The sequence below is a fragment of the Flavobacterium sp. AED genome, assembly GCF_000812945.1.
Taxonomy (GTDB): domain Bacteria; phylum Bacteroidota; class Bacteroidia; order Flavobacteriales; family Flavobacteriaceae; genus Flavobacterium.
Genome location: NZ_JSYM01000004.1, coordinates 183807 through 200902 on the forward strand (window position 1 = coordinate 183807; position 17096 = coordinate 200902).

At 34.7% G+C, this 17096-nt stretch carries 11 protein-coding genes and 1 tRNA gene; 8 read left to right on the forward strand and 4 right to left on the reverse strand.

The genetic code is table 11. The features are described 5' to 3' along the window. Positions 1 to 5 precede the first annotated feature (5 nt). On the forward strand, positions 6 to 1193 hold the full coding sequence (locus tag OA85_RS14310) for an aldose epimerase family protein (protein WP_039110464.1): 1188 nt from the start codon (positions 6 to 8) through the stop codon (positions 1191 to 1193). 408 nt (positions 1194 to 1601) lie between these two features. On the opposite strand, the gene OA85_RS14315 is transcribed toward OA85_RS14310, so the two are convergent. Together OA85_RS14315 and OA85_RS14320 are read right to left on the reverse strand one after the other, a co-directional pair. Continuing rightward, positions 1602 to 3521, reverse strand: a complete 1920-nt coding sequence (locus OA85_RS14315) for a glycoside hydrolase family 97 protein (protein WP_039110465.1) — start codon at positions 3519 to 3521, stop codon at positions 1602 to 1604. A 228-nt stretch (positions 3522 to 3749) separates the two neighbouring features. Next, positions 3750 to 3829: transfer RNA gene (locus OA85_RS14320), tRNA-Leu, on the reverse strand. 220 nt (positions 3830 to 4049) lie between these two features. Here OA85_RS14320 and OA85_RS14325 point away from each other — a divergent pair. The 3 genes from OA85_RS14325 (at position 4050) to pth (ending at position 6637) form a co-directional block, all read left to right on the forward strand. After that, complete coding sequence (locus OA85_RS14325) at positions 4050 to 4991, forward strand: ribose-phosphate pyrophosphokinase (protein WP_039110466.1); 942 nt, start codon at positions 4050 to 4052, stop codon at positions 4989 to 4991. Positions 4992 to 5092: 101 nt separating this feature from the next. Beyond that, on the forward strand, positions 5093 to 5704 hold the full coding sequence (locus tag OA85_RS14330; RefSeq protein WP_039110468.1) for a 50S ribosomal protein L25/general stress protein Ctc: 612 nt from the start codon (positions 5093 to 5095) through the stop codon (positions 5702 to 5704). Positions 5705 to 5962: 258 nt separating this feature from the next. Then, on the forward strand, positions 5963 to 6637 hold the full coding sequence (gene pth, locus OA85_RS14335; protein WP_039110469.1) for an aminoacyl-tRNA hydrolase: 675 nt from the start codon (positions 5963 to 5965) through the stop codon (positions 6635 to 6637). Between the two features lie 53 nt (positions 6638 to 6690). Here the strand turns inward: pth and OA85_RS14340 are convergent, their stop codons facing one another. Beyond that, positions 6691 to 9345, reverse strand: a complete 2655-nt coding sequence (locus tag OA85_RS14340) for a reprolysin-like metallopeptidase (RefSeq protein ID WP_039110470.1) — start codon at positions 9343 to 9345, stop codon at positions 6691 to 6693. 217 nt (positions 9346 to 9562) lie between these two features. On the opposite strand from OA85_RS14340, the gene OA85_RS14345 reads away from it, so the two are divergent. The 4 genes from OA85_RS14345 (at position 9563) to bioB (ending at position 12885) form a co-directional block, all read left to right on the forward strand. Next, a complete protein-coding gene (locus OA85_RS14345) occupies positions 9563 to 10492 on the forward strand; it encodes a bifunctional riboflavin kinase/FAD synthetase (protein ID WP_039110498.1) in 930 nt (309 codons plus the stop codon). 121 nt (positions 10493 to 10613) lie between these two features. Beyond that, on the forward strand, positions 10614 to 11063 hold the full coding sequence (locus OA85_RS14350) for a hypothetical protein (protein ID WP_039110471.1): 450 nt from the start codon (positions 10614 to 10616) through the stop codon (positions 11061 to 11063). Positions 11064 to 11265: 202 nt separating this feature from the next. After that, positions 11266 to 11703, forward strand: coding sequence for a hypothetical protein (locus OA85_RS14355; RefSeq protein ID WP_039110473.1), 438 nt, complete (start codon positions 11266 to 11268; stop codon positions 11701 to 11703). 96 nt (positions 11704 to 11799) lie between these two features. Then, positions 11800 to 12885 carry a biotin synthase BioB gene (bioB, locus tag OA85_RS14360; RefSeq protein WP_039110475.1) on the forward strand — a complete coding sequence of 362 codons (1086 nt, stop codon included), beginning with the start codon at positions 11800 to 11802 and terminating at the stop codon, positions 12883 to 12885. Positions 12886 to 12954: 69 nt separating this feature from the next. On the opposite strand, the gene OA85_RS14365 is transcribed toward bioB, so the two are convergent. Beyond that, positions 12955 to 16809: a delta-60 repeat domain-containing protein gene (locus OA85_RS14365; RefSeq protein ID WP_039110477.1), complete on the reverse strand. Its 3855-nt coding sequence runs from the start codon at positions 16807 to 16809 to the stop codon at positions 12955 to 12957. Positions 16810 to 17096 lie beyond the last annotated feature (287 nt).

The following is a 17096-nucleotide window of genomic DNA, read 5'->3' on the forward strand; positions in this document are numbered from 1 at the left end:
TAATTATGAATGTAATAAAACGTTGTATTTATGGAATTTCCATTATGAGTTTAGCAAGTATGAATATTCAATGTAAAGGAGATAAAAAGGCTGGAGCCGATGAAACTGCTTTAGAAGCTAAAGCGACAGATTCAGTGTCTATAGCAAAAGCAGAGTATGGCACTACGCCAAAAGGAGAAAAAATAGAGCGCTATACCCTTAAAAACCAAAAGGGAATGGAAGTAAATATCATTACTTATGGTGGTATTATTTCTTCTTTAAAAGTGCCTAACAAAGCGGGGAAATCCGAAGAAGTTGTTATCGGGTTCAATTCTTTGGAACAATACATGAAAGCTAATCCATACTTTGGAGCTATCATTGGAAGATATGGCAACCGAATTGCAAAAGGTAAATTTACTTTAGACGGAAAAGAATATTCATTAGCTATCAACAATGCACCTAATGCATTACATGGTGGCCCAGAAGGCTTTAACAGAGTCGTTTGGACTGCCGCTGAAGCAAAAGGTGGAGACAGCGCATCCTTGAAATTGAAGTATGTGAGCAAGGATATGGAAGAAGGTTATCCAGGAAACTTGACCGTTTTTGTAACCTACACGCTAAAAAATGATAATTCTTTAGATGTACTTTATGAAGCGACTACTGACAAGAAAACGATTGTGAATTTGACACAGCATTCGTATTTCAACTTGTCAGCAGATTTTTCTAAACCTATTTTAGACGAAGAGATCACAATCGATGCAGATAAATTAGTTCCAGTTGCTGCAACACTTATCCCAACAGGTAAACTAACGGATGTAACTAATACGCCTTTCGATTTCAGAAAACCAAAAGCTATTGGAAAAGACATAGAAGCCAAAGATGAGCAATTGAAAAATGGATTGGGTTACGACCATTGTTGGGTACTAAACAATCAGGATAAAGGATATCGCTTTGCGGCATCGGCCTATGATGCAGGAAGCGGAAGAGTATTAGAAGTATATACGGATCAACCGGGAATACAATTCTATACCGGAAACTTCTTAGACGGGACTTTACCAATGAGAAACGGTGGCATGTACGCGCACAGAACAGGCTTTTGTTTAGAAACACAACACTATCCAGATTCTCCAAATCAAAAAGATTTTCCATCTACGGTTTTAAGCCCAGGGGAGAATTACAAAACGAAAACAACATTTAAATTTTCAGTAAAATAAATTTAATAAAAGGACACTAACTATTATAGATTATTTTTCTATACCGTAATTAATAAGTTGAATGGTTTGGTTTATCATATGGAATTAGTTAGTAACCCCGGAAGTAAAGCTTCTGGGGTTTTTTACACCTGTTTATTCCGTTTTAGGTTTCTTTATAAAGCAATAAATAAAGTGTCCTTTACTATAATGACAAATTTCAATCTACAAATTTGCAATATGATAAACCTCTAGCCTACAAATAGATTCCAATAATACCAAGTAGGCTTTAAATTAACTGGGAATAATCCTTATTATTTTTCATTTCGATACTAAAATAGTATAGCAATATCTTAAACTAACACCCACAAAAAAACCTCGAAAGCATAAACTCTCGAGGTCTTTTAAAATTAATAACATCCTTTTAAAACATTATATCTTCACCACAAACCCACCATGAGGTTTCATCATTACTTTCAGTTTAGTGCTTTTTGATACTGTATTTTGCTGAAATCCTTTCTCATTTTCAGAAATAATAAACCCTTTAGCATTGGTTACAAAAGACAAATCGATCTCTATTTCTTTAATAGTATTTTCTCCATTAATACCAACGATATGCCAAACGTTATCTTTTTTTCTTGCCATTACAATGTACTTCCCTGGATAACCGGCAATAAATTTGGAATCATCCCAATTCGTCGGAATATCTTTTAAATAATCCACTACGTACTGTGGCATTTTGGCCATTCCTTCTGGAATTTCAGCAATATGTTGCACTCCGGATAAGAATAAAACAGGCAATGCCAATTCGAAAGCTGGAGTAGTTTTTCTAGTTATGTTTGGAATGGAATCCAAGACCATTGGCGTAAAATCCATTGGATCAAAAACATTACGTGCAAAAGGAAGCATTGAGCAATGACTTGGAGCCAAATCTGCAATATCCTGAAAAAAGGTAATGTATTCATACCCCTTAACTGCTTCAGTGGAAACTAAATTAGGGTACGTACGTTGCCATCCTCTAGGCAAAGTGGCACCATGGAAATTAACCATTAGTTTATGGGCTGCAGCATCTACTAACATATCATGATAATACCCAATCATCGATTGTCCGTCACCACCAAAGAAATCTACTTTAATCCCCGCAATACCCATATCTGTAAGTTTAGTAAATTCTCTATCTCTGTCGGCATGAGTCAATAATTTGCTTTTAGGATGGTATTCAGTGCTGTTCCAAGATCCTGATGAATTGTACCAAACCAATAGCTTCACATTTTTACCTTTGGCGTAAGCCGCTAATTCCTTCATTTTATCATAGCCAATTCTAGTGTCCCAATCGGCATCAATTAAGCAATACGGCCAATTCATTTTGGAAGCGTAATCAACGAATTTTACCGTAGTTTCATAATTAACCGATTCATCTTTTAGCAAAACCCAACTCCAAGAAGACAACCCACTTTTTATGAAAGAAGTATCCATAGCGATGGACGGATCAGCTAAATCAGTTCCCATGGTACTTTCGGTGATTGTTTTTAAGGAACCAATGGTTATAATTCTCCAAGGGGTAAACCAAGGCAATGTAGATTCAGGATTCAAAGCACCATTAGGAAAAATCTCTTCTTTTTGTGGAAAAGTTACCTGCATCGCTTTTGAAGTGTCATTATACACCAATCGGCTGCCACAGTAATTTCTTGGTAATCCCACTTCAGAAACTAAAAGCCAAGTGTTATTCGTATGGAACAAAGCCGGATACACCCACCCTTCTCCAATCGCTGGTTTTGTATTTACGGGAACGCCCATAGCATAATGTTCCTCATAAGCAGGATTGGTTTCTTTCCATCCTGTTTTAGCTTTAGACATGGGTTGCAGCCAAGCTTTTGTCGTTGTGTCAAAATTATAAGCAGTTTTTTCTTCCACTATTTTTTTTATTGCTGTTGAAGTTTCAGGAAAATGGTATCGCAACGCAATTCCATCGTGGGATAATTGAAAAATAATTTCCATAGCTTCTCCGGTACTGTTTTGCAAACGTACCGTATATTGATTTGCAGCATAAGAGATTTGTTTTCGTTTCCCTTGCAACATGGAATAGGTTGATTTAATTGGTTTTGGAGTAGAAACATTTACTATTTTTAAACCGGTATAAAAATTGGCATCTTCTCTTATAATCCCCAAATCCGAAGTATTGATGACCAATTTATCTTTAAAGAAAACTTTGTAAGAAGGCGTCTTCTTTGAAGTTAGATTAAATTCCATTTTTATTGTTTTATCTGAGTTGACAAAATAATAAGCGGTTGGTTTCCCCGCAAACGAAGTCAATGACACCGCCAATAAAGCTAGCAAAACTATTTTTTTCATAATTAAGTGTTTAATTTACACTTACAAGAATACGAAAATAAATTTATATAAATAACGATGTAGTTAAAATTTCCTGACTCAATTTAGAATATCACAAAAAAAAATTTAGACACAAAAAAGGCTACAAGTAAACCTCTAATCAGGTAATTAACTCTGACAAACAATTTTTTTTTGGAGAAGAAAAAACATCTAAAACCAAAAAAACCGCTTCTTTCGAAGCGGTTTTTGTACCCGGAGCCGGAGTCGAACCGGCACGGTTTCCCACAGGTGTTTGAGACCAGCGCGTCTACCAATTCCGCCATCCGGGCTTAGCTAGACATGAAATAACGACAGTTATTTCAACGCAATAAAAGATGTGATTGTGTTTAAATCAACCATCAATTCCTTTAACACGGTGCAAATGTAAAAAATAATATTAAATGTTCAACTAAAAATACTTAAAATTTTCCTTTCAGAGTTGAATAAATTTTATAAATTTGCACCTCGCTAAAAACGGAACACACAACTAACTACAAAACAACAAATTAAATGTCACACCTAGAACCAGAAGCTAAAATTTTTGCTTGTTCACAAAGTGTCTATCTTGCAGAAAAAATAGCAGAGCAATACGGAATTCCATTAGGAAAAATCACCATGTCAAAGTACAGCGACGGTGAGTTTCAACCTTCTTACGAGGAGTCTATCAGGGGTTTACGCGTATTTATCGTTTGTTCAACTTTTCCAACTGCAGACAATTTAATGGAAATGTTACTGATGATTGATGCTGCAAAACGTGCTTCGGCAAGACACATTACCGCAGTAATTCCTTACTTTGGTTGGGCAAGACAAGATAGAAAAGACAAGCCAAGAGTTCCGATAGGGGCTAAATTAGTAGCTAATTTATTAGATGCTGCAGGCGCAACAAGAGTAATGACCATGGATTTGCATGCTGATCAAATTCAAGGATTCTTTGAAAAACCAGTAGATCATCTTTTTGCATCGACTATTTTCATACCGTATATAGAAAGTTTAGGTTTAGACAATTTAACGATTGCTTCTCCAGATATGGGAGGTTCTAAAAGAGCTTATGCTTATTCTAAATTTTTAAATTCAGATGTAGTTATTTGCTACAAACAAAGAAAAGAAGCAAACGTTATCGACACCATGGAATTAATTGGTGAGGTAAAAGGTAGAAATGTAATCTTAGTGGATGACATGATTGATACCGGAGGCACTTTGGCGAAAGCCGCAGATTTAATGATCGAAAAAGGAGCATTAAGCGTAAGAGCCATTTGCACCCACGCTATTTTATCAGGCGGTGCTTACGAAAAAATAGAAAAATCGCAATTAAGCGAATTAATAGTTACCGATTCTATTCCATTAAAGAAAGAATCAAACAAAATAAAAGTGTTGAGTTGTGCACCACTTTTTGCCGAAGTTATGCACATGGTGCACCACAACAATTCCATTAGTGGAAAGTTTATAATGTAACGTCATTGCGACAAACGAAGCAATCTCATTACGCAAAATACTGATAGCCAAAAACTAGAAGTCAAACAAGTAATATTATTAATAACTATATTTTTTTTACAATGAAATCGATTACAATTAAAGGATCAGAAAGAGAAAGCGTGGGCAAAGTAGCAACTAAAGCCTTACGTAATGCTGGATTGGTTCCTTGCGTATTATACGGAGGAAATCAGGCAGTTCATTTCTCAGCAGAAGTTATGGCTTTCAAAAACTTGGTTTACACTCCAAACGCTCACACAGTTGAGATCGATCTTGGAAAAGGAAAATCATTTAACGCTATTTTACAAGACATTCAGGTTCACCCGGTGTCTGACAAGATTTTACATATTGACTTCTTTCAATTATTTGATGACAAAGAAATCACTATGGAAGTTCCTGTAAAAATCGTTGGTAACTCTAAAGGAGTTATGGCTGGTGGAGATTTACGTTTGAATACACGTAAACTTAAAGTAAAAGCTTTACCGAAAAATCTTCCAGATTTTATCGAAGCTGATATTACTCCACTTGACATGGGTAACAAATTATACGTTACTAAAGTGGCTTCTCCAGACTACAAAATCATGCACCCTGACAACACAGTAATTTGTCAAGTGAAGATTTCTCGTGCTGCTATGAAAGCGGCTCAAGAAGCAGCAAAAGCAGCGAAAGCTCCTGCAAAAGGAAAGAAAAAATAATATTTTTTCAATCATTCAAGAAAGCATCAGTTGTAAAACTGGTGCTTTTTTTTGCTTTAAAGCGAAAGAACAGGCATTTTTGCCGGCAATCTTCCCGCTATGCGCTACAATCTTTTTTACCTCGCCGAAAAAGGCGAGTCAAAAAAGGATTTTCACTTCTATCGGGACTAAACAGCCAATACTCTTCCATACTTGCAGACAATCTAAAAATCCAACAATCTAATAGTCTAATTCTCTAATTAAGTCTATTTTTGCAACATGATAAAATGGATTTCAAATTTATTCACATCAACAAAAACAGAAGACAATACAGATTGCATGAAACCGGAGGTTCACGAACACAAAAAAAACAATATAAAAAGCGTGAGTAATAAATTTTTAATAGTTGGACTCGGCAACATTGGTGCCGAATATGTAAACACCCGACACAACATCGGTTTTAAAGTAGTCGATTTTTTAGCTCGAAAAGAAGGAATCAACTTCGAAACCGTAAAATTGGGTTCCCTAGCCGAATATAAATTCAAAGGAAGAACTTTTTTGCTTTTGAAACCCAATACCTATATGAATTTGAGCGGGAAAGCAGTACAATACTGGATGGAAAAAGAAAAAATTCCTTTGGAAAACATCTTGGTAATCACCGATGATTTGAATCTTTCCTTTGGAACCATTCGCATCAGACAAAAAGGAAGCGATGGCGGACACAACGGATTAAAAAACATCAATCTTGTCCTAAATACACAGAACTACGCACGATTCCGTTTTGGAATTAGTGATGAATTCAAAAAAGGAAAACAAGTTGATTATGTGCTTGGAGACTGGGACGATGCTGAAAAAGCGGCACTTCCCGAACGATTAGAAATAGCTTCCGAGATTATAAAATCATTTGGAACTGCCGGATTAGAAATCACTATGACAGCATTTAATGGAAAATAAAAAAAGGGAAACGTATAAAATGTTTCCCTTTTTTCAGTAATTCTATTTTGCGATTATTCAATTATGATCTTCCTTACCTCTTTTCGGTCTCCATCAATCACAGTCAATAAATAAAGTCCGGGTTGAACATTTTTCAATTGAATGTTTTCATTAAAATTAGAATTGCTTTCAAATTTATTCTCAAAAAGTTTTCTCCCCAACAAATCATGTACTAATACCTTCACCCCATTTGATGATACACTGGTAAATTGAATATTAAAATTCCCTTTGTTTGGATTTGGATACAAAACAAAATCATTGATTTGAAAATCAGGTGCCTCCAAAGTAAAGGTTTGTGTACAAATAGTTATCGATGCCGAATTTAAAGTCCCTAAATCAGCCTTGTATGCATCTCGGACTCTCAATGTCCAAACTCCTTGTGGATTTTGCCCATTAAAAGCAGACAAGGGTTCAAATGGCGCTACAGTTTGATCTGTAGTAGTTCCGCAGGCTAGTACGCCTCCCAAATCATCGTAATTCAACACTAAAGTACTATTCGTTCTTCCACAGCTCGTTTCAAATAATTTTACTGTAGTTCCTTGCGGACTGACCATTTCTATTTGTACGTCAGATAGAGAAGCATGTGTAAAACTTACTGCAACATTTACATCTGCAACAGTCCCTGTTGAGCTTGGCACGCTTACTGTTTTAGATGTATAGGATGCTGATTCTGGTATCGCAAAGGGAGCCGCAAAAGTATACGTATTACAAGAAGAAGTAACCGAGTATCCAATAGCAAATGGTATACTGTTTACTGCATAATAAATATTTGCTGTTGGTTCAATCAAAATTCTACAATTTTTTGCGGTAATATTTGGAACCGTTACTGTTTGTGAACCATCATTTGGAGTATTGGAAGCTAAAGTTGTGGAAAAAGTTAATCCTCCATCCGTAGAAAGCTTAATGTTCACATTGGTAGAACCCGTCAAAGCACTTGAACCACTTACGCTCCAAGTCACCGTTTGTGTTGTTCCTTGAAACCAACTTAAATTTTCCGTGTTTTGCGATGTAACAGCAAATGGACCAACTGTACCGCTAACATTGACTATCATTTCATCTGTAGCAGTTTGTGCCGTTCCTTGCACAGCATTATCTCTACCAGTTAAAGTAAAATGAAGTGTTCTGGCAACCGTAGCAACTGATTCCCATGTAGTACTTAATTTACCGGATAAAACAGTACTGTAAGCAGGCATATATCGCACAGGAGAACTAATTGGATACAAAGATCTAAAAAGAGGGCCATCAATTTTGGTAGACAAAGCAATACTATTAGCTCCACTTGTAGTTATTGCTGTGTCGTTTTGCTCCCAACAATAAGATATAGTATCACCATTAACATCAGAACCCGTACCTGTTAACTTAAAAGCTGTACCGTTAGGTATTGTATAATCTGAACCTGCACTAATTGTTGGAGGACTATTAGTTATTACCGTACTAACAGGACAGGTTTTTGTTAGTAAATTGTCTTGTATTTGTTTGATACTTGCATAAGCAAAGTAATCATCCGAATTAGCTTGAATATCATAATCCGTAATCCCTGCATAACCCATAATGGTTGACCCGCTTCCAGGCTCGACACTTACACCTGTTCCTTCAACTGAATAAGAAAATGTGTGTTCCGCACCCAGCTGATGCCCCATTTCATGAGCAACAAAATCAATATCAAATGTATCGCCTGAAGGAACACCGTCAGCAGGCGATGTAAATCCACTTCCTTTACCTGTGTCACACACACAACCAATACATCCGGCGTTTCCACCACTACCAGTAGCCCCAAATAAATGTCCTATGTCATAATTCCCATCACCAATAACAAGAGTTAAATTATCTTGCAATTCTTTATTCCACGCTCCGCCAGCTCCAGCAGTTGCATCAGAATACGGGTCAGTTGCCGCATTTGTATATATAATAGTAGTATTGTTAGCAATAATTTGTAATTTAATTGCTAAATCTTTATTAAAGATTCCATTTACTCTAGTCATAGTAGCATTCATGGCTATCAATGCCGCATTAACAGTTCCTCCAAAATAAGTAGCATATTCCCCTGTACAAGACAATGCAAGTTTCAAGGTTTTGAAAACCTTATTACTCGCTGTAATTTTACTGGTCTTACTTAGCAATTGTTTGTTTAATGCAACATCTTCTGTTTTACAGACAAATGGCAAACTTCCTGTGGATCTATTTTTCGAATTAAAAAGAACATAAACAGTATTGTCTTTTGAATACGGCTCAATAAATTCTGAACCACTTTCCCCTCTTAAAATCATGGTTTGAATCCCTTTTGGTGAGAAACTAAAATAAAGAGATGCATTTTTATCAGTAATCCCAATACCTTTATATGCCCTAATATGTGGATATTTTGCTTGCAATTCAGGTTCAAAATTAGAAGACTCCCAAACGGAAAATTTCTCTAAAACACCATTCATATTTGGAATTGAAATCTCAATTCTATTCTCATTGCTTGTTTTATTTTGGAGTGACAACAAGGATTCTTTAATTAAAGTTTCATCAAATTTAAATAACAATTGATTATCCGTAATTGGTTTAGCACTTATCTGATCTGAAACAGCAACCTTATTTTGATCTATTCTTTTCCAAGGAGACCCGTTTTGAGCATTGATTATTGAATTAGAAACAATAATTACAAAGAATAGTATAATTCTTTTCATGGTTTATGGGTATTTGAACTTCAAAATTAAAGCATTTATGTTAATGTATAAAAGGAATTCTAAATATTTTAAAGGAATTATGAGTTCATAGAGGTTTGTTTTTTTATTTTTTTGTTACTTTTTTAAGAAACGAGGCTAAATTCTATCGAAAATTAATTTCCATACCGTTACTTTTAAAATAGATAGTATAAATTTGCACTATTATAAAACATTTGCTTTGAAGATTTTTCATTCTATAAACGATTTCAGTTCCAATAAAAAAACAATCCTAACTTTGGGCACCTTTGATGGAGTTCATATTGGTCACAAAAAAATTCTGGAAAAGCTTATCCAAAAAACAAAAAACGAAGACTACGAAAGTTTAGTCCTTACTTTTTTCCCTCATCCCAGAATGGTTTTACAAGAACATTCCGATATAAAACTACTCAATACTATAGATGAAAAAATAGCTTTATTGGAGCAAATAGGTATTGAAAATCTTGTCATCCACCCTTTTGACGAGACTTTTTCAAGATTAACCGCCGAAGAGTTTGTAAAAACTATTCTTGTAGATCGATTTCATATTCAAAAAATAATTATAGGTTACGACCATCGATTTGGCCGAAATCGTACGGCTAACATTGACGACCTTATTGCTTTTGGAAAAGAGTATAATTTTGAAGTAGAGCAAATATCAGTTCAGGAAATAAATGACATTTCAGTAAGTTCCACTAAAATCAGAACGGCATTGTTAGATGGGGACATGGATTTGGCAAATAAATATTTAGGCTATGATTATTTCCTAACTGGAATTGTTGTTAAAGGAAAACAATTGGGAAGAACCATAAACTTTCCAACTGCCAACTTAAAAATCGAAGAAAATTACAAGCTTATTCCACAAAATGGGGTTTATATTGTAAAAAGCACCATCAACCAAAAAACTGTTTTTGGCATGATGAACATTGGATTTAATCCCACTGTTGACGGGCAAATTCAAACTATAGAAGTCCATTATTTTGATTTTGATGCCGATTTATACAACCAAAAAATCAGGATTTCCATTTTGCACAGAATTCGTTCTGAACAAAAATTCGAATCGGTGGCACTTTTAAAAGAGCAACTTGAAAAAGACAAAAAAACTGCAACGGATTACCTGAGTAAAATTTAACTTCCTATTAAATTCTTTTTTAACACATTTCATAAAATATTGTCATATTTTCTGTAAATTTGATGTACATATATTGTTTCTCATAGTCGTATTATTTTTAACTCTTCTAAAAATTAATCATATGAAAATGCCAAAAGAATTTTACAACGGATTTATAATTTTCCTTGGAATTGGACTTTACTTTTTGTTCATGGAGCTTTTAGGTCTTGCTGATTTGTTTTACTTACGCCTCTTCAATGTATTATTTGTTTTTTACGGCACTAACAGAACTTTAAAAGCAAATTTTACAGAAGGGAAAACTATTCTTGTTTCTAATGCTGCTTCGGCATTAACCACATCGCTCACAGGGATTTTTTTAAGTGTCATTGGACTCATAATTTACAGCTATTCAAGAGGTGGTGATGCTTATGTAGGGTCATTGTCAAAAACTTTTTTATTTGGAGGAAATCCCTCAGTAATGACTTATTCAATTTCTTTACTTTTTGAAGGAATCGTATCAGCTGTAATTGTCACATTTATGCTACTGTTATATTGGGACAGCCGTTATTCTTCGGATAAGCATCAAAGTTAAATCAATAAAAATCTACTTTTCTGGTTTGTATCCAGTTATCATAAGAAACAATTTACAGCTGCAATTTCACAATATAATAGACATTTAACTTAGAGACACAAGAAAAAAAGCGCTATAGATTTCAAAAAATAATCTTTTTAAAATCAAAAAGGCATTCTGTTTCTAAACGAACTAAATTATTTTAATTTAAAAAATTAATCCTATGAAACTACCAAAAGAGTTATTAAACGGATGTCTTATTTTTATTGGAATTGGCCTTTACTTTCTATTAATGAACGCTTTAGGCTATGCTGATTTATTTTACTTACGCCTTGTTAACGTATTTTTTGTTTTTTATGGTGTAAACAGAACTATAGCAATGAATCTTGCAGAAGGTAAAAAAACATTCATTGCTAATGCAATATCAGCAATGATTACATCTCTAGTAGGTGTATTTTTAAGCATCATCGGACTGGTGGTCTATAGCTACATGCAAGGTGGAGATTCCTATGTGAAATCCTTACCGAAAACATTTTTATTTGGTGGTAATCCATCCGTGAACACCTATTCTATTTGTTTACTCTTTGAAGGCATTGCCTCTTCAGTAATTGTTACCATGTTGCTCATGTTATACTGGAACAACCGTCTTACAACTGATTAACTAGTCCATAAATTGTTCTCCTTTGGCTTTTAGGCACTATTGCATTGCTTCTTTAGAACAATTTGACTACTTTTGGTGCATCAAAAAATCGTATAGATGAGCATTACAAAACATAACTGGACGAAAGACGAAATTATCGCAATATATAATAAACCTATGATGGATTTGCTTTTTGAAGCAGCTTCAATTCATAGAGAGCATCATGACCCTAATGTCGTTCAAGTTTCTACTTTATTATCCATAAAAACAGGTGGTTGCCCAGAAGATTGTGGGTATTGTCCACAGGCAGCCCGTTATCATACCGCTGTTGAAGGCAATGACCTAATGTCAGTAAGCCAAGTAAAAGCACAAGCTTTACGTGCTAAATCAAGCGGTTCTTCCCGTGTATGTATGGGAGCGGCATGGAGAAATGTAAAAGATGGCCCTGAATTTGACCAAGTATTGGAAATGGTTCGTACCATAAATAAACTGGACATGGAAGTGTGCTGTACACTTGGAATGATCACTGAAAACCAAGCACATCGTTTAGCGGAAGCTGGTTTATATGCTTACAACCACAATTTAGACACTTCAGAAGAATATTACAAAGAAGTAATCTCAACACGCGGATTTGAAGACCGTTTACAAACCATAGAGAATGTTCGTAAAACGAATGTTACTGTTTGTAGCGGAGGAATTATTGGAATGGGAGAAAGTATTGAAGACAGAGCAGGAATGCTTGTAGCACTTTCTACATTAAATCCCCAACCGGAATCAGTGCCAATAAATGCATTAGTTGCCGTTGAAGGAACCCCGATGGAAGAAGAAAAACCAGTAGAAATTTGGGAAATGATCAGAATGGTAGCCACTACCAGAATTATCATGCCGGAAACTCAAGTGCGTTTATCTGCAGGAAGAATGAACATGAGCCGTGAGGGACAAGCTATGTGTTTCTTTGCCGGTGCCAATTCTATCTTTGCCGGAGATAAATTACTAACTACGCCTAATCCTGATGTAAATGAAGACATGAAAATGTTTGAAATGTTAGGTTTAAATCCTCAAAAACCATTCACAAAAGTTTCTCAACCTCAAACGGTTGAAGCAGCAGATTCTCAATTTGCTCCGTTAGGTGAAAAACCAAAATGGTCAAGACCAGGACATAGTATCGAGAGAAATCTTGAAGCATCCACTAAAGAAAAATAGACTTTTCTAAATATACAACTAACACCATCTGCTACTATCAGATGGTGTTTTTTTATACATCACTTTTTCTTAATAAATAATTTTCTTGACAACTGTATGTCCGTTTTGTAATATAATTTTCACCAATCCGATTGATTGGTTTGTACCCAAATTTGGTACCGAAAATCCAATACTATCTATATTATTTTTTTGATATATTTTTCTTCCTGACAAATCATATAGTATAATTTTATCTATTAGTTCCGCCGTTGAATACACTTGTATTTGTTTGTTTTTATTAAACACTAAAATAGAATCTTTCTCTGTTTGAAACGTTTTCACAGCTAAAGTTTTATCCGTAAAACGCAACACAAAACGATTATTAAAAGCACCTATTTCTGTATTAAAAGTATAACTTCCACTTTTTAAATCAAAAAATGTATTGTTTAACTTGTCTTCAATAAAAACTACCTGATCGGATAATAATCCATCTACGGCATCAATATTTATTGTAAAAACACCCTCAATAGTTGTACTGTAACCTAAAGGAATAACATCTGTTTCTTTAAATGGTAAAGCCCTACCTTGAATCGCCAAATTCTTATCCTGATTAATACTATAAAAATCGATGTATTCATTTCCGTCAAAACTTTCTCCATCAAAACTGGTATCATAATCATTAGTGGCCCCTTCTATATAGCCAATTAAAGTTTGCTTGAAAGCCCCTTGGCTATTGGATAAATTTAACCAGATTCGATCCTTCTCAACATTTATCTGATTTTGTTTTTTTATTGCATTCGATTTAAAAAAACTAGAATTATTTCCAGCAACACGCATACTGTTATTAAAAATAACTGCTCCGCCCCCATTAATACTTGTTACAAAGAATGCCTGACCAGATGCAATTTTACCATTAGGTTTTGTATTATTTATCCCTAATTTTAAAGCAGCACTGGTTCCTACTCCGCCTAACAAGTTATAAACAGCATAATCATCTGAGGTATACGCATTATTTGTAATAGCCGTATTATGAGTCCAGAGATAAATTGTCCCATCTGTGACGCCAGCATTTGTTGTAATAAAAACATCGGCATCAATTGCGGATGGATATGGATTTCCTATAAGATTTGAAGTATCCGTTGTTGCTATTGGAACTGAAACAATTCCATTATTAGGAACTCCTGAAAAAACAGCTTCATAAATAGATGGAATTATTGTTGAATAATTTTCAGGACCACGAATAATATAACCGTTTCCTGTACCCATCACATTTGTTGGTGTTTCATTATTCCAATTATCTGCCGAAGCATCGAAAGAATAAAACTTATCCAAAAGTGTGAGAGGAGAGACATCAATCAGTTTTTGATTTGAAGCTGGCGAGCACCAATATGTATAATCCGTTTTTAAAATAGGTGTAGTTTGTCTTTTTATTCGAATATTTCCTGTGTTAATAATTTGATCATCTGATTGATAAAGAGCAGCATTGTTTTCTAAAACTAATGTTCCTGATCCAGCATAATCGAAAATCAACCCTAAAGTATTTCCATTTGGAATTGTGACCGTATTCCCTAAATTTATTGAACAAGAACAGGCATTTGTTGAGTTGAAAAAAGGGAAGCTTCCGTTGAATAGTATCGTTTTTTCAGGAGATGGCAATCCATTACTCCAAGCAATTCCGTCCCAAATAGAGCTGTTCGTACATAATTTAATACGAGCAATACGATGTTTTGTAATACCCGAAATAGAATTAAAATTACCTCCAATCATCACTTTATTATTTGGAGTAAAGCAAACACTATATAACGTACCGTTTAGATTTACGGAAAAAGTAGTATCATAGACTCCAGTAGCCATTAATCGAACCATTCGTTTAACCGCAGTTCCATTATACGTTCCCGAAAAAGTTCCTCCTATGAGCAATCGGTTATCTGGTTGAACCAAAATTGTTCTGACTTCTCCACTACTAAAACCCGCTCCAGAAGTAAAAGAAGTATCTAAACTACCATTACTATTGAGTCTGATTATTCTTTTTGCGGAAGCGCCTCCATAATTTAAAAATGTCCCACCAAAAATGAGTTTATTATCTGATTGTATTGCAATGGTATAAACATATTTATCAAACCCTGTGCCTATAACAAATCCAAAATCAGTGCTTCCATCCGTATTCAGACGGACTATTTTATTATATGAAAGGCCGTTAAAAGTTGTAAATCGTCCACCTAAAATAATCTTTCCATCCGGTTGTAATAAAAGAGTTTCTACTATAGCATCAGCACCCAAACCTGTATTAAAACTTACATCAATCGCCCCATCTGGCAATAATCTGGCAATCCTATTAACAGAAACACCATTGTAATTCGTAAAGTTTCCGGCAATAATTATTTTTCCGTCGGGCTGAAGTGCTACCGCATAAATCTGATTATTTGTTCCTGTACCAATCGTAAATGTAGCATCTAAATCTCCATTTAATAAAGTCCTTATTATTCTGTTAGCAACAACTCCATTATAATTTGTAAAACTGCCGACTAAAACCATTTTATTATCTGTTTGTATAACAGCACTCTTAATTACATTATTCGCTCCAATACCCGAAGAATTAAAAGTGGGGTCGATAGCTCCATCTTCTAACAAACAAGCAATTCTATTGACACTTCCCCCATTGAATTTAGTAAAACTCCCAAAAGCCATCGTCTTATTATCTGGTAAAGAAATAATCTTTAAAACCGAATTATCAAAACCTACACCCGCGGTTAGATATCCAATATCTAAAGTTCCAACTGCGTCGATTTTGGCAAGCCTGCCTTGATTTTGGGAATCAAAAACAGAAAAAGAGCCTCCCACAAACCAAGAACCATCGGGCGCATCGGCTAATGCATAAACCGTTGCAGACGAAGGACCAAAACCAATATCAAATAAAGGATTAATAACTCCATTAAAACCTAACAAAACTAATCTATTGACTGCTGTCCCATTATAATTCCCTGTAAAAGAACCTGCAACCATAATCGACCCGCTAGAATCTACTTTTATACTATTTACTCCTACTGTACTAAATCCTGATCCAGAAATAAAACTACTATCAATGGATCCATCAGTATTTAAACGAATGATTCTATTGGCCGCTGTTCCATTATAGCTTGTAAAATCTCCTCCAACCAAAATTTTTCCATTAGGTTGCAAGGAAAGAGCCCCAATATTATCATTAAAACTTGTTCCAATTCCAAATGCAGCATCAATAGAGCCATTACTATTTAATCTTATTATTCGGTTACAAATAGTTCCATTGAAAGAAATAAAAGAACCTGCAACAATTATTTTTCCATCAGTTTGGATCTGTACTTCATCTACATTTGCACTTGCTCCAGACCCCGTAACAAAAGAAGTGTCTAAATTCCCGTTTGGCAATATCCGGGCGATATGGTTTACTGTTATACCATTATACTTTGTAAAACTTCCTACAATAACAATACTCCCATCAGTTTGTAAAGCTAAACCATGAACTATACCAGTACTTGCAGCGACTGAAGTATTGAAAGTAGCATCAAAAGAACCATCACTGTTAAGTCGTATTAATCGTCCTGCTGCTGAGCCATCAAAAGCGGTAAAAGATCCTCCTAAAATTATCTTCCCATCTGGCAGGAGTATAGAACAATATATTTTTCCATTAAAACCAGAGCCTAACCCAAAAGAAATATCTTTAGAACCATCTGAAAACAATCTACATAAATACGGAGTTACGGCACCATTAAAATTCAAAAAATCACCTCCTACTATTAATTTTCCATCGGCTTGCAAAGCAACTGTTCTAACTGTACTATCAAAACCATCCCCTTGAAGACCATCATCTAAAACATTAAATGCCAAGTCTACTTTCCCTTGTTGAGAATAGCTGGAATTATTAAAAAAAAGACTGAAGAAAATAGCGAAAAAATGTAGTTTTAACATCAAATTAAATCGGATTTATAGTTTCAATATGAATGATAAAAAAATTCATAATTGTTTCATTTTAAGAGCATCTATAAAATTATAGACAATATTTTTGTAATACAATACCCACTTTTAGTGATATTTACTTAAGAAATTTGAGAAAGTCCAGAGGAATTGAATATTCACTACAGATTCAATATGAATAAATAATTAAAGACTGCTGCTCCTTAATTTTTATTTATTGGATTCAAAAAAAAATCCCATTCTGTAGAGACAGAATGGGATTTTATAAAATTTTAAATTGG